At 40.8% G+C, this 24897-nt stretch carries 24 protein-coding genes and 1 pseudogene; 11 read left to right on the top strand and 14 right to left on the bottom strand.

Annotation, left to right across the window (positions count from 1 at the left end):
* Position 1: 1 nt before the first annotated feature.
* The gene (locus H6G75_RS11995; protein WP_190980160.1) at positions 2–1729 is read right to left on the bottom strand and encodes a sensor histidine kinase; all 1728 of its coding nucleotides are present in this window, start codon (positions 1727–1729) and stop codon (positions 2–4) included.
* Positions 1726–2784 carry an ABC transporter substrate-binding protein gene (locus H6G75_RS11990; RefSeq protein WP_190980159.1) on the bottom strand — a complete coding sequence of 353 codons (1059 nt, stop codon included), beginning with the start codon at positions 2782–2784 and terminating at the stop codon, positions 1726–1728. Before H6G75_RS11990 ends, H6G75_RS11995 begins: the two co-directional genes overlap by 4 nt.
* 202 nt (positions 2785–2986) lie before the next feature.
* On the opposite strand from H6G75_RS11990, the gene H6G75_RS11985 reads away from it, so the two are divergent.
* The 6 genes from H6G75_RS11985 (at position 2987) to psbM (ending at position 6389) form a co-directional block, all read left to right on the top strand.
* Positions 2987–3742 (top strand): MotA/TolQ/ExbB proton channel family protein, encoded by a 756-nt coding sequence (locus H6G75_RS11985; RefSeq protein WP_190980158.1) that lies wholly within the window; start codon positions 2987–2989, stop codon positions 3740–3742.
* 152 nt (positions 3743–3894) lie between these two features.
* Positions 3895–4566, top strand: coding sequence for a biopolymer transporter ExbD (locus H6G75_RS11980; RefSeq protein ID WP_190980157.1), 672 nt, complete (start codon positions 3895–3897; stop codon positions 4564–4566).
* 309 nt (positions 4567–4875) lie between these two features.
* Positions 4876–5241: a phage holin family protein gene (locus H6G75_RS11975; protein ID WP_062295233.1), complete on the top strand. Its 366-nt coding sequence runs from the start codon at positions 4876–4878 to the stop codon at positions 5239–5241.
* A 194-nt stretch (positions 5242–5435) separates the two neighbouring features.
* The gene (locus H6G75_RS11970) at positions 5436–5573 is read left to right on the top strand and encodes a photosystem II reaction center protein K (RefSeq protein WP_006195022.1); all 138 of its coding nucleotides are present in this window, start codon (positions 5436–5438) and stop codon (positions 5571–5573) included.
* 279 nt (positions 5574–5852) lie between these two features.
* Positions 5853–6149 (top strand): 2Fe-2S iron-sulfur cluster-binding protein, encoded by a 297-nt coding sequence (locus H6G75_RS11965; RefSeq protein WP_190588225.1) that lies wholly within the window; start codon positions 5853–5855, stop codon positions 6147–6149.
* Between the two features lie 123 nt (positions 6150–6272).
* On the top strand, positions 6273–6389 hold the full coding sequence (gene psbM / locus H6G75_RS11960) for a photosystem II reaction center protein PsbM (RefSeq protein ID WP_015113622.1): 117 nt from the start codon (positions 6273–6275) through the stop codon (positions 6387–6389).
* Positions 6390–6544: 155 nt separating this feature from the next.
* Here psbM and H6G75_RS11955 read toward each other — a convergent pair whose 3' ends face one another.
* Entirely contained in the window at positions 6545–7396 is an 852-nt protein-coding gene (locus H6G75_RS11955; RefSeq protein WP_190980156.1) for a universal stress protein, read from the bottom strand.
* 549 nt (positions 7397–7945) lie between these two features.
* Between H6G75_RS11955 and H6G75_RS11950 the strand changes: the two genes are divergently transcribed.
* Both H6G75_RS11950 and H6G75_RS11945 read left to right on the top strand, forming a co-directional pair.
* On the top strand, positions 7946–11005 hold the full coding sequence (locus H6G75_RS11950) for a tetratricopeptide repeat protein (protein ID WP_190980155.1): 3060 nt from the start codon (positions 7946–7948) through the stop codon (positions 11003–11005).
* A 166-nt stretch (positions 11006–11171) separates the two neighbouring features.
* Positions 11172–12347, top strand: coding sequence for an RNA-guided endonuclease TnpB family protein (locus H6G75_RS11945; protein WP_190980154.1), 1176 nt, complete (start codon positions 11172–11174; stop codon positions 12345–12347).
* An 11-nt stretch (positions 12348–12358) separates the two neighbouring features.
* On the opposite strand, the pseudogene H6G75_RS11940 reads toward H6G75_RS11945, so the two are convergent.
* The 6 genes and pseudogenes from H6G75_RS11940 to xth form a co-directional block, all read right to left on the bottom strand.
* Positions 12359–12616, bottom strand: a pseudogene (locus H6G75_RS11940) (hypothetical protein); the annotation flags it as partial.
* Between the two features lie 36 nt (positions 12617–12652).
* Entirely contained in the window at positions 12653–12982 is a 330-nt protein-coding gene (locus H6G75_RS11935) for an FAD-dependent oxidoreductase (protein ID WP_190980152.1), read from the bottom strand.
* Positions 12983–13063: 81 nt separating this feature from the next.
* Positions 13064–14065 carry an NAD(P)-dependent alcohol dehydrogenase gene (locus H6G75_RS11930; RefSeq protein ID WP_190980151.1) on the bottom strand — a complete coding sequence of 334 codons (1002 nt, stop codon included), beginning with the start codon at positions 14063–14065 and terminating at the stop codon, positions 13064–13066.
* Between the two features lie 277 nt (positions 14066–14342).
* Positions 14343–15248 (bottom strand): alpha/beta hydrolase, encoded by a 906-nt coding sequence (locus tag H6G75_RS11925; RefSeq protein ID WP_313934834.1) that lies wholly within the window; start codon positions 15246–15248, stop codon positions 14343–14345.
* A 169-nt stretch (positions 15249–15417) separates the two neighbouring features.
* Positions 15418–15909 carry a cupin domain-containing protein gene (locus tag H6G75_RS11920; protein ID WP_190980149.1) on the bottom strand — a complete coding sequence of 164 codons (492 nt, stop codon included), beginning with the start codon at positions 15907–15909 and terminating at the stop codon, positions 15418–15420.
* A gap of 615 nt (positions 15910–16524) precedes the next feature.
* Positions 16525–17307, bottom strand: a complete 783-nt coding sequence (gene xth / locus H6G75_RS11915; protein WP_190980148.1) for an exodeoxyribonuclease III — start codon at positions 17305–17307, stop codon at positions 16525–16527.
* A gap of 893 nt (positions 17308–18200) precedes the next feature.
* Here xth and H6G75_RS11910 point away from each other — a divergent pair.
* Positions 18201–18386 (top strand): hypothetical protein, encoded by a 186-nt coding sequence (locus tag H6G75_RS11910; protein ID WP_083468729.1) that lies wholly within the window; start codon positions 18201–18203, stop codon positions 18384–18386.
* Positions 18387–18512: 126 nt separating this feature from the next.
* Here the strand turns inward: H6G75_RS11910 and H6G75_RS11905 are convergent, their stop codons facing one another.
* Positions 18513–18677 carry a hypothetical protein gene (locus H6G75_RS11905; protein ID WP_190980147.1) on the bottom strand — a complete coding sequence of 55 codons (165 nt, stop codon included), beginning with the start codon at positions 18675–18677 and terminating at the stop codon, positions 18513–18515.
* A 374-nt stretch (positions 18678–19051) separates the two neighbouring features.
* On the opposite strand from H6G75_RS11905, the gene H6G75_RS11900 reads away from it, so the two are divergent.
* Together H6G75_RS11900 and H6G75_RS11895 are read left to right on the top strand one after the other, a co-directional pair.
* Positions 19052–21004, top strand: a complete 1953-nt coding sequence (locus tag H6G75_RS11900; RefSeq protein ID WP_190980247.1) for a protein phosphatase 2C domain-containing protein — start codon at positions 19052–19054, stop codon at positions 21002–21004.
* Positions 21005–21462: 458 nt separating this feature from the next.
* On the top strand, positions 21463–21735 hold the full coding sequence (locus H6G75_RS11895; RefSeq protein WP_190980146.1) for a ferredoxin-thioredoxin reductase variable chain: 273 nt from the start codon (positions 21463–21465) through the stop codon (positions 21733–21735).
* A gap of 6 nt (positions 21736–21741) precedes the next feature.
* Here H6G75_RS11895 and H6G75_RS11890 read toward each other — a convergent pair whose 3' ends face one another.
* The 4 genes from H6G75_RS11890 to H6G75_RS11875 form a co-directional block, all read right to left on the bottom strand.
* Positions 21742–21966 (bottom strand): hypothetical protein, encoded by a 225-nt coding sequence (locus H6G75_RS11890; protein ID WP_190980145.1) that lies wholly within the window; start codon positions 21964–21966, stop codon positions 21742–21744.
* A gap of 56 nt (positions 21967–22022) precedes the next feature.
* A complete protein-coding gene (locus H6G75_RS11885; protein ID WP_190980144.1) occupies positions 22023–22814 on the bottom strand; it encodes a YdcF family protein in 792 nt (263 codons plus the stop codon).
* Positions 22815–23144: 330 nt separating this feature from the next.
* Complete coding sequence (locus H6G75_RS11880; RefSeq protein ID WP_190980143.1) at positions 23145–23684, bottom strand: DOMON-like domain-containing protein; 540 nt, start codon at positions 23682–23684, stop codon at positions 23145–23147.
* The gene (locus H6G75_RS11875) at positions 23681–24799 is read right to left on the bottom strand and encodes a phosphotransferase enzyme family protein (protein WP_190980142.1); all 1119 of its coding nucleotides are present in this window, start codon (positions 24797–24799) and stop codon (positions 23681–23683) included. The genes H6G75_RS11880 and H6G75_RS11875 overlap by 4 nt, the downstream gene beginning before the upstream one ends.
* Positions 24800–24897 lie beyond the last annotated feature (98 nt).

Raw genomic sequence — 24897 nt, 5'->3', positions numbered from 1 at the left:
GTTAATTACGACCAGACTGATGAATGGGAATTTCTATAACAAATTCAGTTCCTTGCCCTTGTGCAGAATGACAGTACAACTTACCCTTGTGATTGCCTACTACAATTTGATAACTAATGGATAAGCCCAAGCCTGTGCCTTTCCCGACAGGTTTAGTAGTAAAAAACGGGTCAAATAACTTCCCTTGTACTGTTTCATCCATCCCTGAACCGTTATCACTAATGTGAATTGAAATAGTTTTTTCTGCCAAAACTTGCGTAACAATACAAATTTTAGGATTGTTTTTTTGTAGTAATTGGTTTTGTTGGTTAACAGTTAACTCTTCTAACGCATCGATCGCATTTGATAAAAGATTCATAAAAACCTGATTCAGTTGACCAGGGTAACACTCAACTAAGGGTAAATGACCATAATCTTTAATTACTTCAATGTTGCCAGATTCTGTTTGTGCCTTGAGACGATTTTGCAGGATCAGCAACGTACTTTCAATGCCATCATGCACATTTGCTACTTTCAACTCAGCTTCATCCAGACGGGAGAAATTGCGTAGAGATTGTACGATTCCCTGAATGCGTTCTGTTCCTACTTTCATAGAACTCAGCAGTTTGGGAAAGTCTTGCTTCAGAAATTCTAAATCGATGGCTTCTGCTGCTGTCTGGATTGTTTCTGGGGAATCAGGATATTGTTGTTGGTAAAGGTCGATTAATTGAAATAAATTCTGAGTGTAGCTGTTAACATGAGTCAAATTGCCGTGAATAAAGGAGATTGGATTGTTAATTTCGTGAGCCACACCCGCCACTAAATTGCCTAAGGCAGACATTTTCTCACTTTGAATAATGAGCATTTGAGCTTGCTGCAAGTCTTGGATGGCTTTCTCCAAATCTTGGGCTTGCTGCCGTAGTTGTGCTTCTGACTCCACTAAAGCGGTTTGAGCTTGCTTTCGCTGCGCTACTTCTTGTTCAAGTTGCTGGTAAGCTTCTACTCGTGTAGCTGCCTGTTGAATTGTATGAGCAAGGAATTGGATTTCGTTATTTGGCAATCCACTGGGCATGACAAAATGGTCAATGCTATGACTATCGGTAATAGCTTTATTCAAACGTTGGAGTGGATGTAAGACAAATCGCTGAATCATGATTGTCATCAGCATGAGAATTGCTGACATCCCAATGAGTAAGATAATCGTAGAAGTAGAGAGAGTTTGCCAAGCTTGCTGTTGTAGTTCCTTAACATCCAGAATAGCGATCGCTAACCCGCGTCGGTTTGCTTGACCAAATAGTGTGCTGCTAAAGGGCAAAATTTCTACTAATGCTGGCCTACCGTCGATCTTTATCCTGAAACTCCCTTTTAAACCTGTTTGAGAAGTATGCTTTAGGGTATGAGCCAATTCTGGATGAATTGAAGCATAAGGTGGGTTTTGTAGTTCTGCTCCACTCCTAGCTAGGGTTTGTCCATTTGGACTGACGATCGCAACTTCGATAACTGATGGTAGTGTGGCGTAGTTTTGCACCACTCGCTTAATAATACTCGTATTTCCCAGTTCGATTAATCCTTCGGTGGAAAACCCGACTCCCTGGGTAATCGATTGGCCACGTTGTTCTAGTTCCTGTTCTAGCTTTGATTGAATCAAAAAGTAGTTTAATCCCAATGTAGTTAAGCCAACCGTTGCTAGAGAAATGCCAAAACCCATCAGTAGTTGGTGAGATAAGTGATTTTGAGATGGCTGGCTCATAACTTCCATCCTGTTATGGCTTCATTGACAAGTGCCGCATTAATGTCTACATCTTGCCGAATCACTCGACCATGACGCGGATCTGCTTGCAGCAGTTGCACAATTTCTTCCTTTGCCGAATTGAGACGACCATCTGCTGCAAACATCCGTCGGTTTAAAGTAATATCTCCTTTTTTTAACCCAGCATAATCACTGCCAAAAGACTCACCACTTTGCCCTAATTTTTCTCCTACAGTGTTAAACACTTTTGTCGGTTGCGTTTCAACGGCGTGCATCACATCAAACCAAGCCAGTATAAATTGCTTGAGTTCTGCTTTTTTCGTTTTGACCGTACTTTCACTAGACATCAAGATATCAATTACCAGACTGTCCACTTGCTTTGTCGTGTGAATCACATTACCCTTGATACTCTTGGCAGTTTCTCCTAGCATTGGTTCCCACAGCACAGCAGCATCAATTTCACCTGTTTTGATTTTCTCGGCTGCTACATCATTGGAAAAATCTCGAATCTGAACTTCAGAGGGCTTGATTTGATGGGCTTTTAAAGCTTCCAACAAAATTAAATGGTTGACAGTTCCTAGTTTTGCTCCGACTTTTTTACCACGCAAATCTTCGACAGATTTAATTTCTGGACGGGCAACAATTCCGTCTGCTCCCGCAGAGATATTGGTTGTCATTAATACCACAGGTTTATCATTGCCGGGATCAACTTGCATCACATCCCAGAAAGAAACAAATGCCGCATCTAATCCACCGCGGAGTACAGCCCGACTGGAATCTTGCTGATTATCAAATCGTACCAACTCTACTTCTAGGCCTCGCTGTTTGAAGATTCCAAAGGGTTGGGCATAGCGTACAATATCAAACCCCGCCCAGCTTGTAATTCCAACCCGAAGCGGTTTAAAAGATTGATTTTTTCCAAGATTACAGCCACTGCTCACAAAGGTGAGGCAAACAGTGATGACAAACAAACATAATAAGGTAGGCTTGATACCTAACCTCAGCTTTTGCTGCCACCAGATATCCAATTTGCCAATAATCTGAGCAACTTTCATGACCTAATACCCTGGGAACACTTTACTTAAAACCAATGATTCCCAAAAATTTAGTAGGCATAACGTTCCTAGTCACACGCTGCTAACTGTGAAAGAATCGACGATGTTGTTATGCTGCCAGAGGTGATGAAAAAAGATTAATCTTTAGAATTAAAATGCTTTGGGATAATTGCTCTAGGTACGGAGGGAGGAAAGTTAAGCAGTGGATATTTTAGAACTGTTTCAAAAGGGTGGGCCAGCGATGTGGCCTTTGGCAGTTTTGTCAATTCTGGCTCTGAGTGTGATTTTAGAGCGTTTGTGGTTTTGGCTGCGGATTTTAAATCAAGAAAAGGAAGTAGTGAACCGTGTACTAGATGCAGCCCAAGAAGACTGGGATATAGCCGCAGATATTGCCAAACGATCTACAGACCAGCCAATTGGGCGATTTCTTTACGCACCTTTACGCTTGTTAAAGGTGGATTTGGAAACTTTTCGTTTAGCATTAGAAGCTACAGCCGAAGATGAATTAGCTGGGATGCGTCGTGGTGAAAAACTTTTAGAAGCGGTGATTGCACTTTCCCCACTGTTGGGACTGTTGGGTACAGTGTTGGGTTTAATTCACTCTTTGCGTTCAATTCGCATTGGTGATTTAGGCACAGAATCGACTGCTGGCGTAACTACTGGGATTGGTGAATCTTTGATTAGTACTGCCACAGGGTTAATTGTCGCAATTATTAGTTTGGTATTTTATCGGCTATTCCAAAGTTTTTTAGTTAACCAAGTCAAAATTTTTCGTAAGGCGGGGAATGAGTTGGAATTACTTTATCGTCAATCTCCACCAGAATTTAATCAGAGTACAGCAATTGTGCATGAAGCTTCTCGTGAAACTGTCACTCCACCCCGCAAAAAAGCCAAAAATCTATTTCCTCAACCTCCAGAAGAACCGAATGTGACTGATTCATTAGATCCTGAACAGTAGGCAGGGGGCAGTGGTTCGGCTGCGCGGTAATCGAGCGAAGCGATGCACTGAGCTTGCCGAAGTGTCGAGATTCACCAACCAGAGGCAGAAGACAATTTATTACTCAGAACTCAGCACTTAACAACTTTGCTATAACTAAAATTTCTCAAACGATGAAAGTTAATCTGCATACTCCAGTTGAAGAAGTACAAATACAAATCATTCCTTTAATTGATGTTGTTTTTTGTATTTTGACGTTTTTTTTGTTAGCAGCATTACAATTTACTCGCCAACAAGCTATTAATGTTGATTTGCCCAAAGCTTCTACCGGGACATCTGCGATCGCAGGACAAACTAGTAGTCAAATTGTGACTATTGATGCTGTAGGTAATATTTACATTGAAAAACAACCTGTAAAACGCGAGGAATTAGCAGAGAAACTCAAGCAATATCTCGCACAAAATCCTGATGGGATTTTGGTATTAAATGCTTCCCGTACTACGACTTATAATGATGTGGTGGAAACGCTAGATTTATTACGCCAAGTCGGAGGCGATCGCGTGTCTTTAGGCATTATCCCAGGGCCTAGTCAAACTTCCACCACTCAACCTAATCAATTGCCAGAATCCTATTTTCCCAATAATCCTAGTGTGCCTAATGCACCAGTCCCCGAAACCAATCCCCAGGGAAATTTTAATCCCAATATCCCTATTAACCCTAACCAAATACCTCCTAATTATGGACAGCCACCCAGTGGAGAAGGACTAATTCCGGGTGTACCAAATGCACCAGCAACACAAGTACCAGTAGCACCAGGCAATACAAATAATTCTGCTCCAAACTGATAAATTTGAGCAGAACTTTACCACTCAAAATGTAGTGATGGAAGATGCAGCAAAAATCCTTCTTCATCTTCCATTGTGGATTTTAGATTATGACTCCTGACTTCTGACTTTTGGTCACTGAGCGTAGTCGAAGTGAACCTCCTGCCTCCTGATAATTTCTTGCCCAAACCTAAAGATATAAAAAATAAATTCTAAATAGAGAAAAATATCTGGTAATTTACAAGTAATTGGCAAAGCTTCAAAAATTATGAAATCGGTTGCTTCAATAAGCGATCGCCAATCGCCATTCGCGTTTCAAGGGTTGTGGCAATGAATGCAATTGTAACGCTTTTTATTGTGTGGGTAGTAACATCTATCAGCCTGCTGATCATTAGTAAACTCCCCCTGGGGGTTGAAGTTGACTCACCCAAAAAAGCCTTTATTTCAGCAGCAGTTCTCGGTATTGTTACGGCGATCATCAGACCGATTTTACGCCTAATCTTCGCAGTACCGAATTTCCTCACGTTTGATTTATTATCCGGCATCTTCACTTTTATGATTGCCGTTGTTTGTTTTAGTATTGCTGCTTGGTTAGTAGAGGGCTTCCGGTTACGTTTCGGTATCTGGAGTGCTGTGTTAGGCGCGTTAGCCCTCACCTTCATCAACAGCTTAATCTACAAATTACTCGGTGTCTGATATTTCAGAGGTGACAGGTTAGAGGTTACAGGTGACAGGTGACAGGTGACAGGTTAGGACAAATATTTTTTAACTAGTCCCTTTTTCTAGCCCCTTGTTTCAAAGCAGCGAATAACTAATTCTCAGTGGCTAAACCATGTTAAGATACATCTCAATTATGAAAGCTGTGTTGGATAGAGTGGATAAAAACGAACATGGAAGCAGCACTATTATTAGCTAAACTGCCTGAAGCTTACCAAATTTTCGATCCTCTGGTAGACGTTCTTCCAGTAATTCCTGTTTTCTTCTTGTTACTTGCTTTCGTATGGCAAGCAGCTGTCGGATTTAGGTAAGTTAAGTAAATTTTTCATCAATGGGACAGGTGTTGTACCTGTCCTATTTTTTTTGACAATATGTTTTTGCTAAAAATTGATATTTCTTAATTATTTGTAACAAGTAACGAGAAGTTAAGTAATATAGTTGATACAGACTAATTTAAACTTATGCCAAGTGGAAAAAAGATGGCGATCGCATGGATTGATAGAACCTAGACATAGACTGCAATTTTTCATCCAAAATGGTATTAGCCTTTTTAGCCAAGCATTTTACAGTCAACAAGGAATTAAATATTTATGGGTAACATTAAATTTGTTAAGGAAGACAAAGAAGTAATAGCTGCAAATGGCGCTAACTTGCGGCTAAAAGCTGTAGAAAACGGCATTGATTTGTACACGCTTTTCGGCAAAATGACCAACTGCGGCGGTTACGGTCAGTGTGGTACTTGTGTTGTAGAGGTCGTAGAAGGTTTAGAAAATCTTTCGCCGCGCACCGATGTAGAAAAGCGCAAATTTAAGAAAAAACCCGATAATTACCGCCTCGCCTGTCAAGCTTTAGTACATGGCCCTGTGAGTGTAGTAACAAAACCTTAACCTTTAAAGCTTACCTGCCAGCAGCATTGGTGACATAAGAAGTAAAAAAAATAAGGCTAACACGGGCATCGATGATGCTATTCTAAAGTTGTTGACTGGAAAATATAGAGAGGCTTCTTTGCCATGCAAGTTAATGACTTAGGGTTCGTAGCGAGCATTCTGTTCGTACTAGTTCCCTCTGTGTTTTTATTAATTCTGTACATCCAAACAGCCAGCCGCGAAGGTAAAAAAGATAGTTAATAGTTTGTGCATAAGATAAAAAACCCCTACACCACTGGTGCGGGGGTTTTTATTTATCAACCGCCAAATTTGGAGTGCTGAGTGCTGAGTGCTGAGTGCTGAGTTAAAAATACTTTTTCTAATCTCTAACCCCTAGCCTCTAGCTCCTTGAAGTGTTATGCACTGGTTCTTGCCAACAATACTGGACAAGTAGCGTTGACTCGAACATAATCAGACAAAGAAGCACCGATGAGTCTGTCTATATCGACAAAGCTCTTAGCTACTGATGGACGACGATCTGGAGAACCGAGTAGAAGTAAGTCTACGCTCAATTCTTCGGCGAGACGACAAATTTCTTCACCGGGTTTACCGCTACTGGTGTAGCAGCGAGTTTGGACACCATATCTTTGCGCTTCAGCGTAAGCTGCGCCAAAAATGGGATTTTTTTCGGGGATAACTTCAGCAACTTCTGAGGTTTTACCGCGCAAATCAGTATTAATATGAGTCAAAATCAACTGGCTACCAGGAATACCTTGCAGCAAGAATAAAGCTAAACTTAAACAATGTTTGGCTGAATCAGAATTGTCTAACGCTACCATGATGCGCTTGATTCTTTTGACATAAATGTCATCTTTAACCAACAACATCGGGCGAGAAGACAATTGAAAAACATACTGACTGACGGAGTTTGCCAAAATTGACTGCAAACGCTTGAGTCCGCGTGAACCCATAATGATTAAGTCAGCATCAATTTCATCGGCTACCTGACAAACTACGTCTTTGGGTTCACCTTGCCGTAAAATTGAAGAAACTTGGCTAGGATCTAAGTTTAAAGACTGAATGGCATTGGCAAGAATTTTACCCCCTTCTTCCCATTTATTTGTCATTGCAGAAGCAGTACTTTGGGGAGGTACAACGTGCAGAACTGTTACTTTAGCACGTTGAATTGATGGTACTTCTTTCAAGGTTTTGAGCATTTCTTCTGCATGACCTAAGCCCGAAACCGCTAACAAAATTTTTTCTATCATTGCTTAATGTCTGACTTGTAAATAGTGCTTTAGTGTTTGCTATTCAGGAATTGGCTCAGTTGATTTACCAACTTTTGACTCAATAACCTAGCTGTTTACGCAAGATTACCTGATTGTTTGAAATGTTAATTATTTCTGCCTAACTATCTGACTGAGTATTTGAGAAGCAAATCAAGTTCAAATCACTAGCATTTTGAAGATGAAATAAATAAAATTAACTAGAAGATTTGAGTTTGATTGCTACCTCTTACCTAGTCTTTTTACTAGGCTTCAATAATTAAGCTTACTCTTAATTTAGCTCAGTCAACTTTATAAAATATGATGTTATTTATTATTTTTAACCTATATTAACTTTTATTCATTAGAAGCAAGTTAAGTATTGCAAAGAAGTCTGAGAAAATTAGGGCAATTATACCATTGTTTCTGAGAGCGATCGCCTGCTTTAAAGAAAAGATAGCTTTATCAAATATTAAGTTTTCAATTATAACTTTAGTTTCATTTATGGGAACAATAAACTATAACTATTTAACTGCATAAAAAACTGTGCTTATGCAATTTTCTCCCATAGTTGCTACTATCCTGCTGACTGTCTCATCACCAGCTTTAGTATTGTATTATTCATCACCTATTCTTGCTCAAGCGCCAACCCCCACTGCGGAGGAACGCATCACCGAAGCCATCATGTTAAATAATCAAGGTGAGGGAATAGTATATCAGGATTTAGTGGGTTTAGATGGTTTACAAGTCGGGTTAGAACTCTTTCAACAGTCCTTAGCAATATTTAAACAGTATGGCGCGAAGGCTGGAGAAGCCAATAGCTTGGTAAATATTGGCTACGTTTATTTGCGGAAGGGGGAGTACCTTAAAGCACTGGATTTTTTGCAGTCAGCCTTAGATATTCGCCGCAAACTCAACGATAAAGAGAACGAATGGATACCATTATCTTATATCGCTGAAGTCTATCTGAATCTCGGAGATTATCAAAAGTCCCTCGATTTTTATCAACCAGCTTTAAAAGTTCTCCAAGAACTAAAAGCGGCAAATCCTCAAGGTTATAATTACACAACTAGCGAAACTATTTTATTAGCAGATATTGGCTCAGTTTACTTCCGTACTGGCAAATATTCTCAAGCTTTAGAATTTTATCAACAAAGTTTGACAATTCAAAAAGCCAAGGGTGATAAAAGTGGTACTGCTCAAACTTTAAACAACATTGGTGTTGTTTATCTTAATTTGGGTAACTACGCTCAAGCCTTAGATTCTTATCAGCAAGGATTAAAAAATTTACAAGAATGCTGTTCTACTTTTTATGGGACGCAAGCAGCGATTTTTAATAATATTTCCGGTGCATATTTTAGCTTAGGTCAGTATCAAAAGTCCTTGGAGTTTGCGGAAAAGTCTACAAATATTTATAAAAAACTTGGCACTGGAGAATATAAAAGTACAGATGAGCAAGCAATCAAGTTATTGTACAATGCCCTTGGTCAAAATGCTCAAGCTCTGCAACAAGTTACCAATCGTGCTAATGTAGGTGATGCGTTTGGCAAAGATTCATTTCAATTTCAAGGTGCAGCGTTAAATCTGAATAATATTGGGCAGATTTATTTTAGCTTGGGTAAGTATGACGAAGCACTCAAGTTATATCAGCAAGCTTTGGATATATACAAGCAAAATAACTATAAATTAGGTCTTGCAGTTGCATTCAATAATATAGGACGGGTTTACCAAAATTTAGGTAAGTATAACCAAGCTCTAGAATTTAACCAGCAGGCTTTAGCTAATTATCGGGAAGTTGGCGATCGCACTGGTGAAGGCGTAACAATTAGTAACTTAGGGCAAGTTTATCAAAAACAAAATCAATATGATAAAGCTTTGGGACTATATCAGCAAGCTGTCGCTATTCATCGAGAGGTGGAAGATAAAATTAGTGAAGCTGCGACGCTGAAATTTTTAGGAGATGTTTTAGCAGCCCAAAATCAACCACCACTAGCGATCGCATTTTACAAGCAATCAGTTAACTTAACAGAAACGATTCGCCAAAGTTTGCGAAGTGTGCCAACAGATGTGCAGAAATCTTACACCGAAACCGTCTCGGAAAGATATCGCCGTCTAGCTGATTTATTATTGCAGCAAAATCGTCCAGCCGAAGCGCAACAAGTTTTAGATTTGCTGAAAATTCAGGAAGTTAGTGATTATATTGGCAATCGTGGTACTACTACGCCAAAAGTTACAAATCGCAATACTCAACGGGGTAGTTCTGCAACCGTAGCAGTGACACCGGAAAAATTACCGTTGAAACCACAGGAAGAGCAAATATCTCAGAAGTATAGCGCGATTCAAGATCAAGCGATCGCCCTGGGGAAAGAACTCACCACCCTGCGAAAAATTCCCCCCCAAACTCGTACCGCAACTCAAGAAAAACGCCTTGCTGAATTGGTGAAACTAGAACAAACCACTAACGCCGAATTTAACAAGTTTATCAAAAGTCCCTCGGTTGTGGCGTTGGTACAACAATTATCAGCCACATCAGGACAGGAAAATTTAAACTTACGCCAACTCAATTCTTTAAGAGATAACTTACGCCAGTTAAATCAAAAGGCTGTATTGTTATATCCTTTAGTTTTAGATGACAGATTAGAATTAGTTATTGTCTCGGCGGATGCGCCACCAATTCACCGCACTGTACCAGTTAAAGCCGCAGAATTAAACCAGACAATTAATGAATTTCGAGACGCAATTCTTGTTCCTTATAAAAATAGTAAAACCCCAGCCAACAAATTATATAACTGGTTGATTAAACCCATAGAAAATGACTTAAAACAAGCCGAAGCTAAAACTATAATTTATGCACCCGATGGGAAGCTGAGATATGTGCCATTAGCCGCATTATATGATGGGCAGAATTGGTTAGTGCAGAAGTTTGTCATTAATAATATTACCTCTGCTAGTTTGACCAAATTAGTAAATCAACCGCCAACACCAAGTAATGCTTTAGCTGCGGCTTTTACTAAAGGCGAATATACAGTAGCAGTTGGTCAGAGACAAGAAATGTTTAGTGGTTTAGAATTTGCTAAAGCCGAAGTCGAAAACTTAGCTAAAATTCTTCCTGGTAGTAAGGTTATCTTAGATAAAGATTTCAATCCTAATGCAACAATTCCCCAAATGAATGATTATAAAATTGTACATTTGGCGACGCATGGCAAGTTGGTGAATGGTTCTCCCGAAGATTCATTTATTGTGTTTGGTGATGGCGAACACGCGACTTTGCGTGATATAGAAAATTGGTCTTTGTCAAATGTTGATTTAGTAGTATTGAGTGCTTGTCAAACTGGTTTAGGCGAAAAATCAGCCAATGGACAAGAAATTTTAGGGTTAGGATATCAGATCCAATTAGCTGGTGCAAAAGCCACAATGGCTTCATTATGGGCTGTATCTGATGGTGGAACACAAGCTTTAATGAATGAGTTTTATGCAGCGTTGAAAGCTGGGAAAGTTACAAAAGCTGAGGCGTTGCAAAAGGCGCAAATTGCTTTATTGACTGGTAAGAATAGTGAGTTTAATCATCCTTATTATTGGTCGGCTTTTATTTTGATTGGTAATGGGTTGTAGATGATGAATGTTGATACAGATCCCCCCTAACCAGCCTTGTGAAGGCTACGGTGTACATACTTCCTTACCAAAAATATGGGTATAAAGCCTTGCCCTTCCAGGGCGACTTTGCTTAATTTAGGAAGAATCCGAGTTTTTAGCTTAAGATTTTTGGTAAAATACTAATATGAAAACACTGAAGTTTAAGCTATATCAACACAAAAGAAATAGACATCTCAAACGCATGATAAATGCGGCTGGGGTCATCTACAATCATTGCATTGCTCTACACAAATGCTACTACAGAATGTGGGGCAAGCATTTGAGTTGTGCAAAACTTCAGGCTCATATTGCTAAGTTAAGAAAGCGTAACCTATTCTGGCAATCAGTCGGTTCTCAAGCAGTTCAAGATATCTGTCAACGCATCGAGAAAGCCTATCAACTATTTTTTAAACACAATAAAAGAGGAGTTAGACCACCAGGATTTAAGAAAGTTAAAAAGTACAAATCATTCACCCTTAAACAAGCTGGTTATAAGTTTCTGGGTGGTAACAAAGTAAAAATTGGTAGTCGAGTTTATAAATTCTGGAAATCCAGAGAGATAGAAGGAACAGTCAAAACTTTAACCATTAAACGCACACCGTTGGGTGAGTTATTTATGGTTGTGGTAGTTGATGAGGGGAACAAACCAGAAATTGAAGTCAAGACGGGTAAAATCGCTGGTTTTGATTTCGGACTCAAGACATTTCTCACTTGCTCAAACGGTACTTGTCTTGAAAAATCGCTCCTCTTGGGGGAACCCCAAGACCACGTTTTTCGCAAAATTGAATCACCCGAATTTTTCAAGCAATCCCTAAACGCCATCAAAATAGCCAGCAGACAGCATTCTAAAAAACTTAAAGGCTCATCTAATCGTGAACGAGCCAGAAAGAATTTAGTACGCAAGTATGAAGATATTTCTCATCGTCGGCGTGATTGGTTTTGGAAATTGGCACATGAACTAACTGATAAGTTTGATGTGCTATGTTTTGAAACACTAAACCTCAAAGGAATGCAAAGACTTTGGGGGAGGAAAATCTCCGATTTGGCGTTTGGGGAGTTTCTGCAAATCCTCGAATGGGTTGCTAAAAAGAAGAATAAATTGGTTGTCTTCATCGACCAATGGTATCCCAGCACTAAGACCTGCTCTTGCTGTGGTCATGTTTTAGAAGAGTTGGATTTATCTATTAGAGAATGGCGCTGCCCATCTTGCCAATCAGTAAATGGAAGGGATGAAAACGCCAGTCGTAATATTTGTGCAGTCGGGGCATCGACTGTTGGGTTAAGTGATGTAAGTCGGGTCATACCTGCTATCGCTGTTTGAGCCTAGAATCCTCACGCCTTTAGGCTGGGGAGTATGTCAAAAAGAGCAAGTTTCCAGCCCTGAAAGAAGTATTCAAATTGACGTAGCCCACAAATCAAAGTAGAAATGCCGGGAGGTTTTTGAGAACGATAGCCAGACCAACCAGCAAGTCGAGCAATAATCCAAGTCGCCCAAGATAAGGAAGAAACTGGATCAGGATTTTGCTGTAAAGATGTACGGAAAGAAACAGTAGGAGCAATCACTTGCAAACATTGCTGTTCTTCCTGAGAATCTGAAGTCAACCAATTCATTACCCTCATACCATTTCACTTTAAAAATGATACGGATATGCAAGTAGCGCCTCGACTTCGCTCGGCGACCAGAAGCGGAGTTTGAATGACTGCGGCTAAATTAATCATGGGTGTATTAGTGTTCACTCCATAAGCAGCACTATTGCGAACTATATCTGCCACCTTGGCACTAGCAACCATTGTTTTAGTGGGAATGCCAGCGACGTTGATACAGGTACCACCAATCATGGTTAAACTGCGTTCTACCAAAGCTGTTTTCCGTCCAGCCGTAACTAATGCGGGTGCTAAGGTTTTGCCAGCTTTGCCGCCACCGATAATAATATCGTCGTAGTATTCAGCGTTCATTGACCTTTCCTCTTTAGTTTGGTGTTAGGGCTACAGCTTCGTCTGTGGATAAAACTGTATGGGCAATACACCCAAAATTTATCAATGCTTTAAGACAATTCGATAACGAGCTTTGCCCGCTTCTAGATGAGCGAGTGCTTCATTTACTTGGCTAAAATCAAAAGTTTCTGTAACAGGTTCAATGCCATGACGCGCAGCAAAGTCGAGCATTTTTGCGATTGTTATCGGGCTACCTGTAGGGCTACCCGATATGGATTTTTGACCAGCAATTAAAGGAAACACATGAGCTTGAATTGGGTTTGGTACGACTCCCACAAAATGTAACCGTCCTTTGGGACGCAGTGCATTAATGTACGTTGCCCAATCTAAATCGGCATTTACTGTTGAGAGAATCAAATCAAACGAGTTGGTAACAGACTCGATCGCTTTGGCATCGCGGGAGTTTATGAAGTGATTTGCTCCTAACTCACGGGCTTCAGACTCTTTATTTGGATTGGTTGAAAATGCTGTAACATCACATCCCCAAGCTTTCAGAAATCGTAATGCTATATGTCCAAGCCCCCCAATCCCAATTACACCAACTCTATCGGTTGGCTTGACATCGAATTGAACAATGGGGTTAAACACAGTAACACCTCCACAAAACAGCGGCCCTACCTTAGCAGGATCAACCGTTTCTGGCAGAGGAATCACCCATTCTTCATGGGCGCGAACCTTGTCTGCAAATCCGCCATAACGACCGACAATCGTTTGCTCTAGGGTTAGGCATAAGTTGTGATCGCCGGACATACAATATTCGCAGTGCATACAAGAATGGGAAGACCAACCCAATCCGACACGCTGACCGACTTTGAGCGTGGTGACGCGATCGCCAACGGCTGCGATCGTTCCCACAACTTCATGACCAGGCACAAAAGGATATCGACTGATGCCCCAGTCATTTTTGAGCATACTCAGGTCACTATGGCAAAGTCCACAATATTCAACATTAATTTCTACTTCTTGGTCTTTCAGCACACCTGGATCGTATTCAAATAGTTCCAGTTCTGCGCCTACTGTTTTAGCTGCATAAGCGTGAATCATGTTTAATGTTTCCTGTTTAAATATCAATGCTTGCAAGAACTAATCTGTATTATTGTGCAAATCCGGTTAAAACTAACTTGCCGATCGCTCGTCCAGATTCTAAATGAGCATGAGCATTTCAGTAAAACATTCCGGTGTTTGGATGGAGCGAGTGGGATCGACTGCGATCGCTTTCATGATTTCTCCTGTTGGCTATTTGTAGAATGATCGTTATTCTTGGGTTGTTCCTCAATAAAGCTGTCGATATATCAAGAACCTAAAAAGCAATCATCGCATCCTATTGCAGATATTTCTTTAATTCTGCTGCTGCTTGGACAAAAAGCGAACGGGTTGCTGGCAAATCGGCTAAACCATTCAACAGTCCAAAGTCATGAATCATACCGTTGTAACGCACAGTGGTTACTACTACTCCAGCTTCATCAAGCTTGCGTCCATAGGCCTCGCCTTCATCCCGCAAGATATCACTTTCGGCGACCTGAATTAACGCTGGCGGCAATCCTTTGAGTTGCTCAACTGTTGCCTGTAAGGGAGAAGCATAGATATCTTTGCGCTTTTCTGGGTCGGCAATGTAGAGGTCATACATCCATTTCATCAGTGGTGTGGTCAGGAAACGCTTCTCGCCAAATTGATGGTAGGATTCCGTTTCAAAATTCGCGTCTACAATGGGCCACATCAGGATTTGCAGCTTGATGTGTGGCCCGCCTTTGGCTTTCGCCATCAACGTGGTGACAGCTGTCATATTTCCACCGACACTGTTACCGACGACTGCCAGATTTTTGCCATCAACACCAATTTCCTCTCCATGCTCGGCAACCCATTTGGTCGCGGCGTAGATTTCATTGATCGCTTGGGGATACTGAGCATCTGGTGTGCGAGTGTAGTTGACAAAGACAGCCACAAACCCTGAAAGCACCACCAAATCCCGAACCATACGTTTATGCGTTGGGTAATCGCCCAGCACCCAACCGCCGCCATGAATAAAGATAAAAACAGGTAGTATATCTTTGACCCCTTCCGGTCGCACAATATTGAGGGTAATCGTATAACCGTCAGTGGTAATTGTCTTCTCAGATTCTTCAATGCCTGAAAGGTCTACAGGAACAGAAGCTTGGGCATCTACAAGGACTTGACGCGCTTCCAGTGGAGGTAATGTTTCCAAAGGCACTCCACCCGAATTCAGCACGTTCAAAAATGCCTTTGTTTCCCTGGAAAGACGTGGATCTTCTGCAACTTCAGTTGTTTGTGAGTTTACTTGAGTAACCATAACATTTTCCTTTTGTCAATGAATTGTCAACAATCTTTTGAAATGACACTATGTGTTCGGTCAAGATGTTTGTACTGTCTTCTTTACACTAAGCAGCAGGTGGCGGAATAATTTCAATCCCGTATTTGGGTGCGGTAATAAGAATTTTTTCTAAATCGGCAGCACTTAATGATGGTGCAGGGGATACCTGAGTATTTGTTGCTTTACCAACTTCGGCAATAAATTTTTCAAATCCTGCTGGTGTCACCCAAACCAGCAGTTTTGCCGGAGTCGAACTAGTGTTGGTAAATCGATGCAACTGACCTTTGGGCGAGTGCAAAAATGTTCCAGGTGTGGCAACAATTATCTGTTCATCAAGCTGAAATTCTAGCTCTCCTTCTTGAATGTAGAACGATTCATTTTCTCGACTGTGTTTATGAGGAGGTGTACCACCGCCTTGAGGTGCAACCACCACCTCACATAGTGCATAGGCTTCGCCTGTATCTTCGCCCACTGCCTTAAATGTGTATAAATCGCGGTCAAACCAGTAGGAGGTGCCTTGACCTGGTGGTTGTATCAATCCTTGAGCATCTATCGTCATGGGAACTCTCCTTTTAGTTAACATCAATTGAAACCTCAGCAGATATTCCTGGTGTGATGCAGTTTTTGTTATTAACTATACTTGAGATGGTTTTTGAGTGATAAAGATAATTTTTATGAATATAACGAGCTAATTGGTTTTTTACGGTTCAATTAATGCTCATCAGGGCTGCCGTCAATTGGGCTTTGTTGCAGCGATCGCTATAATGAATCCCATTAATAAACAAAGGTGGGGTAGCTATTACTCCACTCTGGATTCCACTGGCGATGTCTGCATTGATGTGATTGATATGTACTTCTCTGGATAAATCTTGTAAAAACTGAGAAATATCGAGTCCTATTGTGTTGGTTTCTCTGGTAAATTGATGCCAAGCGATCGCAAAACTTCTAAACCAATTTTTATCCCCTCTATTTGTTTACCTTGGGCGATATAAGTCTGAATTTTAGTTTCGTAGACTTTTATTTTATACGCCTTATGCCCTAGTGTTCACTGAAAGAATTATCATTAAAACAGCAGAGGAAGCAGAAGAAGCAGCACCTCTGCTTGTCCATTTGTATCATTCTTAAAATGAAACGGTATAAGCTATTGCCAGCTAGTTGCTTGAGGTCTTGATTACTATAATTCCACAATCACTGGTGTATGGTCACTTGGTTGGGGTAATTTTCTAGGGTTCACGTCAATAATGCAACTTTTAGCACGCTCATACAAAACTGGTGTGAGATAGTGATGGTCAATGCGCCAACCTAAGTTGCGGCGAAAGGCTGCTGTGCGATAATCCCACCAACTATAATGACCACCTTCAGCCGTAAACTTGCGAAAAGCATCAGCGAAGCCTAATTCCAGAATATCTCTCAAGGCTTGGCGTTCTGCTGGTGAAGACATAATGTGGTTATCTGCATTTACTTTGTCGTGAATATCGATTGATTCCAGCGCAATATTAAAGTCACCGCAGATGCAAATGGCTGGTTGTGATTTCAGCAGAAATTGTAAATACTCTCGTAATACAGTCAACCAGCGTAACTTAAATTCATATTTTTCACTGCCAATGGCGGAACCGTTAGGTACATATAAATTTACAATCCGAATATCATCAATCACACCTGTAATTACGCGTTTCTGCTCATCCCATTCTGGTTCTAGGTGAGGCAAAATGGCGGTGAATCCTGCTGAGACATCTTTCAGTGGTTCACGGGAGATGAGAGCAACACCGTTATAAGCTTTTTGTCCTGAGATGTGGAGATGATAACCTAATTCGACAAAAGGCGATCGCGGGAAATCGGCATCTATGACTTTTGTTTCTTGCAAACAAAGCACATCCACAGGATTCTCACTTAACCAATGGATCACCTGTTCTAGCCGAGTGCGAATTGAATTAACATTCCAAGTTACAATTTTCATTTAGTTATTTATCGAAATTAATGCCTAATATTCGCAGTTAACAAAATTTTAGTATTATTTAATCTTTATGTTAATGATCCTCGTAACTGCCGATTTTTAAACAGATTGTTCCTCTGAGAAAATTGATCCCGTATGGGATTTTTAGTATTTATAGCTACAAAATCTAGGTTTTTGTAAGTTCCGCTACAAAATATTCTGCCTAATTCTGATTCTCAAGGTAGATGAAAATCAAGGAAGGTGAGCTATATTTTAAAGGTGTAGACACCTAGTGACTACAACCTGTAAATAGTCTTAAATTTAGCGGTAGACAGAGACGTTATTGTTAACTATTGTTGCACTCTTGCAAGCCAGTCAAGTTAATTGAAATCTTAAAAGAGTCAGTAAAAATGCTTTGTCTTCGAGAAAAGATTTTAATAATCTTTATAGTAAGACTTTCTGTCAGTCCGAACCAAAACAACTTATGAAAATCGCTCAGGTAGCCCCCTTATAGGAACGATTTCCGCCTCCAAATTATGGAGAATTGGGATATTATCTTTAGCGAGTTTGGTTACAACTTCCAGTGTGCATACTCTGCACGGCAATTTTACAAAGGATAACGTTAACGTCTAAAGTCACAACCACAAGCAAGCTTACATCATTAGTAACACTCAACGGCAATTTAACTTAAATTATCTTGCCACAGTTGATAACGGAATTTTGCTTGCAGATGATCCGTTGATGCCACAAAATTGAGCGTTACTTAAATGCTTGATAGCTACGAAACAGCCTACAAAAAAATTATAAAAAATCGCATCAACCTCAATGGTTACATCAATACCGCTCAAATGCGGCAATAATTTACAACCTTTTTACCTGCATTTAACATCAATCTTATTTTTAAGGAGGACATTGGAATGAGTATGCGAGCCAACACTTGCCCGTGTTGCGGTGGTTCCCTACTGCGTCATGTCCGTCATGGTGAACTATATTGGTTTTGCCTGTCGTGCCGACAAGAAGTACCACTGTTAACAATTAATCGCCTAAATAATGGAGAAACCCGGAATACAGGAGTGTTGACTCAGCCAAAGATCAACACTTAAGTCTTGTCCCTCAAGATAATTGTTTAAGGCTGGGTTTAGGGGTGTACTTAATTCAAAACCCTTACATCCCCATACCCCAATACGTTTCAGTTAAGGTAATGAGAGTTGATTTCTCAATTTTCTGCTCTACCTATCAGACAATGAGCAAGATTTGGGGATTCTCCACGCCACATGCTTCAAGTCGGCAAAGCCGACGACAGTCGCCTCAAGTCGGGAAACCCGCCCACGGCGCTGTCTCCCCAACGCAGTGGCTCCCCAAGCCCCCGATTGGGTGACGGTTGCGTCCCCCAAACCCCCTCCAAAATCATTTGTTCGTTTTTTGTTGAATTATCGTTTGCTGGTTTTTTGTAATTTAGTTTTCTTAACTGAAACGTATTGCCCCATACTCCTTATCAACAGATGATTGTTGTACGTCAGTTCTGTTTCAATTGGTATTGTTTTCAATTTATAGATATTGCCCACCCTACCGTTGTTGAGCATGGTATAAGCTAGGGTGGGCATTTGCTTATATCCTATTTTTACGTTATGGTATGGCTCACCCTACAGTTATTGAGCATGGTATAAGGTGGGGTGGGCAATGTCATTAATTTGCTCGTATCCTAATTTTTACGTTGTGGCATTACCCACCCTACGGTTATTGAGAATGGTGCAAAATATCATATATGATAATTTCTACTCAACGAGTAATTTATTGTCTAAATCCAACGTGCGATCGCCCAATTAACCCCCTTGAAGAACACATCTGTAATAATTGTCAAACTCCCTTAGTTCACCGTTACCTCTGGGCGACTGGGAATTTAGCGGCTAATATCTCACCAGGAACGCAAGTTGCAGAGCGATATGAGATTATTCAACCGCAAATCTGGCTAGATACACAACCAGGACTACCACCAGAAACATTACAAGATTTACCTCAAGCAGTTATTCCTTATTTAAAACTGTATCAACAGCACTTACATCTGCCCCAAGTTTATGGCTTTGTTGCTGCTGGGGAAGATGCAGAAGACATCCTGTTGTTAGAAAATGCGCCCATAGATGCAACAGGTAACTTATACCCCACCATCACCGATGCTTGGGAACAAGCCACAGCCGTGAGACAGGTTTATTGGTTATGGCAAATTCTCCAACTTTGGCAACCTTTAGTAGAACAAAAGGTTGAGCAAAGTTTACTCATTAGCGATAATTTGCGCGTTCAAGGCTGGTGTGTGCGTCTTGTAGAACTTTATCCAACCCCAGGCGAGGCAAAACTCAGCTTAGGTGATTTAGCTCAGTCTTGGCAACCTTGGATAGCATTGGCACAGCCACAAGTAGCTGAATCATTACAGAATATAGTTGAGCAGATGTGCGATCGCACAGTCAATTTAGAAAATATCACCAGTCAACTGAATACGCTCTTACTTTCAGCCGCCGGCGAACTACCACTCAGCCTGCAAGTAGCCGGTACAACCGATATCGGCACAGAACCCACCCAAAACGAAGACACTTGCTACCCCAACACCAATGAACCCTACGATTCCCTCATCCCGCGCTTATCAATGGTTTGTGATGGGATTGGTGGGCATCAAGGCGGTGAAGTTGCCAGCCAAATGGCAGTACAATCTTTAAAATTGCAAATCCGTGCCTTATTAACAGAAGTAAGTGAACAAATTGAACCTGTAGCACCCAAATTACTGCAAGAACAGCTAGAAGCCAGCTTGCGGGTAGTGAATAATTTAATTTGTTCCCGGAACGATGAACAAAAACGCCAAGGTAGAGAACGCATGGCGACAACCTTGGTGATGGCGCTGCAATTACCCCAACCAATAGTAACAACTTCAGGATGGCGATCGGACAATGCCCATGAACTTTATTTAGCCAACATTGGTGATAGCCGCGCTTACTGGATAACTCGTAATTACTGTCAATTACTCACAGTCGATGATGATGTGGCTTGGCGAGAAGTCCGCTACGGGCGGAGTTTGTATCGACAAGCACTCCAGAGATTAGATGCAACGGCTTTGACTCAAGCATTGGGTACAAAAGAAGCAGACTTTTTGCGAGTGACAATTCAAAGATTCATCATCGATGAAGAAGGTTTATTACTACTGTGTTCTGATGGTTTCAGTGATAACGATTGGGTAGAACATTCTTGGCAAGATTTTGCCATACCTGTGTTATCTGGTGAACTTTCCCTAACAGAAGCTGTAGAAAATTTAATTCATCTGGCCAATCAAAAAAATGGTCATGATAATACATCAGTGGTTCTTACTCTTTGTCGGCTTTCTAAAGAATACTTAGTACCAGTCACTTCATCAGCGCCACAAGTGGAAGTAGAGATTCTGGAAACAGAAATCCCAGAACTCGAAGAACCTGAACCAACTTTGACAGAAAGTTCCCAAGCCTTATTAGATTTAGACTTGACAGCAGAACCAGTACCTGAACCAATTCCCGCACCAGTCAAGAAACCTCGTCGGCGGAAAAAGTCTGTTGGAGTAAGGGGAAGATTCTTCGCTTTGCTGGTAGTTGGCGGTACAACTCTGGGATTATTAGCTTGGTGCTTACTCAGTCCCCAAACATTTCAGCAAGCTTGTCAAAAATTACCTCAACCAATACAGTCCATTTGTCCACAAAATAAGTAAGCAAAACCTTGACAGTGTTTATTGATGAAGATGCAACTTATCAGTAGTTGTAGAAACTTTGTATACAATGTCTCTACAACTAGGTATCAATGTCAACAACTCACTTTCGTGCCTAAATCTAATGACTGCCAAGCACAGCATATAGGAACGAAATAGCCATTTGATGTAGAATTGGAACTGTTGTTAAAGCGCACAGAAAAGGTAAAACGGGTCTTTCTTAGCCTGTTAGCTGAAAAATCCTCAAAAAGTGCTATTGAGACACCCATAAGCGTCGACAAGTGCAATGAGGAAAAAAGCAGTGAGACATTTGTCGCTGGTTAACTATGAGCCAAGCCTGCACTGTCAGGCTTTGTTTGTGTAAAAGTTCAAAACGCTCTATTTTAAGCGTTTATCTTGATGAGAAGCGAAAAATAACTGGTTTAGACGGTTGGTTTTTCACTCAGTAAGTTCGATGAGGGATGGCTGTGGAGATGATTGTGGAACCGCAAAAGCTAGGTGTAAATGCTCTTATGAAAGTTGGCGATCGCGTCCGTGTAGTTAAATCGGTATTAGTGTACCATCATCCTGAACATCGCTCTCAAGCTTTTGACCTTGAAGGCTCAGAAGGCGAAGTTGTGGATATTGTGACTCAATGGCAAGGTAGACCTGTTAGTGCTAACTTGCCTGTATTAGTTCAATTTAGTAAAAAATTTAAAGCCCACTTGCGCGAAAACGAGTTAGAAATTATCTAAAATTTTTCAAAAGCGGCGAAGGAACCACCGAAAAATGTTGAGTTCGCCGCGCATTTTTTTGAGTTCTTGGCGGTGACTTTCTGCTATAGCGTTATACCATTCACAATGACGCTGAAACTCTAAGCGTTGCTGAACTTCGTAATAAAATTCATGGGTGGTTTGGTAAGCACTAAAATCTTCCGCAACTCCAGGTTTTGGAGCAGGAATAATATGAGGTAGTTCTTGGCGCATGATTTGTGTAATAGGTGACAGGTAACAGGTGACAGGTGACAGGTGACAGGTGACAGCTAAATCCAACCACGTAAGCGATAGATAAAACTACCAATATATTCTTTCAAAGCACTAGTAAATTGATGTAAGTTATCTGTGTCGGGTAATAAATTTAGCAAGGCAGCTTTAGGTGTGCTAACAAGTTCTTGTAGTTCGCCTTGAGTTACGAGAAAGTCTGTTGGCGCGGGGATAGCATTAATACCTTGACGCTGGAAGATTTTGAGCGATCGCGGCATGTGCATAGCCGAAGTTACTAGTAATATTTTTTTAATACCACGAGATTGCAAAATTTGTTTGACATTTACAGCATTTTGATAGGTGTTAAGAGAACTTGGTTCCTCAATAATTGCTGATGCTGGGATGCCAATTGATGTCAAAATACTAGCCATATCTGTTGATTCTGCTTCACCGCTACCACGCCAATCAATGCGACCACCACTGAGAATAATGAAAGGCGCTTTGTTTTGCCGATATAACTGTGCTGCATAAATTACGCGATCTCCTTGTTCACTCAAATCAACTCCTGGTCTTGGGAAAAAAGCTGATTTAGTCGCGCCACCCAAAACAACGATTGCTTCTGCATTTGGCATTTCCTGAGACGGTATATTTTGCCATTCTAGCGATCGCACCAGTGCCTTAGCCACCCAAGCATTACTACAAAATAGCAATAAAATTAACGCTAAGGCGATCGCACCTGTGGCTATACGCGGTTTTTTCCTGATTGTAATCAAAGCTACTACCAAACTGATACTCGCCAATCCCAAGGGATAAAAAAATAGTGGTAGCAACTTGGAAAGGTATAAAAACATATAGGTTTTAAAGGTTATGGGTGATAGGTTACAGGTTACAGGTGATAGGTGATAGAAAATTTCTAGTTCTATTTTTCTTTTTACACCCCTAAACCCTTACTCTCTTACACCCATAAATAAAAAGCGATCGCAGTTCCGTGGTAGCGATCGCTTTAATATATAGCCTATAAAACCCTGAACAAAGTAATCGATTACTAAGATTGTATTTTTCCTGGTTGCATTACGTCTGCTGGGTTAACCCCCTGATGGGTTAGACCCCTCATAGCATCTTTAATATTGGGAATTCTTGCTGTGTCTAGGTTCTGTCTATCCATCTGTGGCAATTTTGATTTACAAGCGAATTAAAAAACTATCCCGCAAGTGAAAATCAGCTTCATCACCTTTATGCGCTAACGCCCAATAAGACACTTGATGATTTTTTTGTTTAACCACAGTCGTGATTGCTACATCAATGTCTTGGTTGGATGCCACAATTTTAACCAAGTCTACATCTAAATGCAGGGTAAAAATCTCTGCTTGATGGTCAATATGAAATGGCAAAGTTGTCAAAGCTGTTTCCGTTTCCATTCCTTGACGATAACCTGTAAAGCGATACAAATTCCAGTGTCCAGATGGGGAAAGGTTAAATTCCCAATAGCATTCTGAGTCTTGGATTCCTACAAAAAACTCAAAACAGGTATCTTCCCAGAGTCCATCTTTGCGGGTGGGCGTATCTGACGGTGGCGCAATCATAATATCTGTTAAATTACCGATTAAGCTGTAGGTAATCATTAGTTGATGATCATTGCGGGCAATATTACCAATAATTTGGACATTCGGTAGCAAATTGTCAGATTTAAAAGGTTGCAAAGTAAATTTTTGCGCGTTCATTTCATATCCTGAATAATCTGGCGAATTTGGGTTTCTTGGGATTCGATACTTTCGGTTAGCTTAAACTGCACGATCGCCCTTGCTAAGTTATGTTCTGGATGCTTGACTTTAAAATAAACATTCCCGGCTAAGTAATCGGTAAAAAACCGCAATCCCAATTCAAAAGTAATCAAGCGAATGCCATCGTACATATAGGCGTAATCATTTTCTGTCAAAAACGCCTTAGCTACCGCCAGATAACCTTGTAAAATTCCCGCGCATAAGTCAGTGTCAAAATAAACACTATCCCAATCGTCGGTTTCTTCGCCAACTGGATTGCAACCAGAGCGCAAACAGTCACCAATATCATAATGTATTAGCCCTGGCTTGACGGTATCCAAGTCAATTACACTGGCAGCTTTGTTGGTTGATGTATCAAACAAGACGTTGTTAATTTTAGGATCACCGTGCATCAAGCGTAATGGTAGTAGGCCTTGAACTTTAGCATCTTCTAGGATATGTGCAGAAGTGGTGCGATCGCTCACAAACTGCAAGCCATAATTTACTTCCGGCGATGATTTTGGGCTAATATTGGCTAAAACTTCTTGATAATGACGTAGATAAAGCGGTGTAATGTGGAAACCTGCCAGCGTATCAGCTAATTTTTCTGGTGGTAAATCGCTAATCAAATTATGAAACATCCCCAAGCCATAGCCAATTTCCTGGGCATATTCAATATTTGGCATCCTATCAAAAGACTGTGAGTTTTGAATAAAGCTAATCGCTCGCCAAAAATCACCCTCCGCATCAATGTAATAATCTTGAGCATCCTGAGTTGACAACACCCGTGGTACTTCCCAGCGACGGTTGAGGGGTGTACATTGCAAACGTTGATAAACATGATCGCTAAAAATCCGCATATTCTGCATAATCAGCTGCGGCTGGCGAAATACTTGGGTGTTGATACGCTGTAAAACAACATGTTCTGGGGTTGCACTATCGAGAGTCACTAAAAAAGTGTCATTAATATTTCCACTGCCAAATGCTGTGACACTCTTAACCTTACCTTGAAGTACAAACTGCTCGGCAATGCCAACTAACTTCTCGACGCTTTGCTGACTGATAACTGTTGCCATATTGATTTTTCACTACTCCCCACGCAAATGCACAAAAGCAATAGCAGACATGGTAACTCAAGTGTTGGTTTCAGGATATATAAATGTGTTGCGAGGAT

It is taken from the genome of Nostoc sp. FACHB-280 (assembly GCF_014697615.1).
Classification (GTDB): domain Bacteria; phylum Cyanobacteriota; class Cyanobacteriia; order Cyanobacteriales; family Nostocaceae; genus Nostoc_B.
Note: the sequence above shows the minus strand (reverse complement) of the source record. Positions and strands in the feature narration are given on the sequence as shown.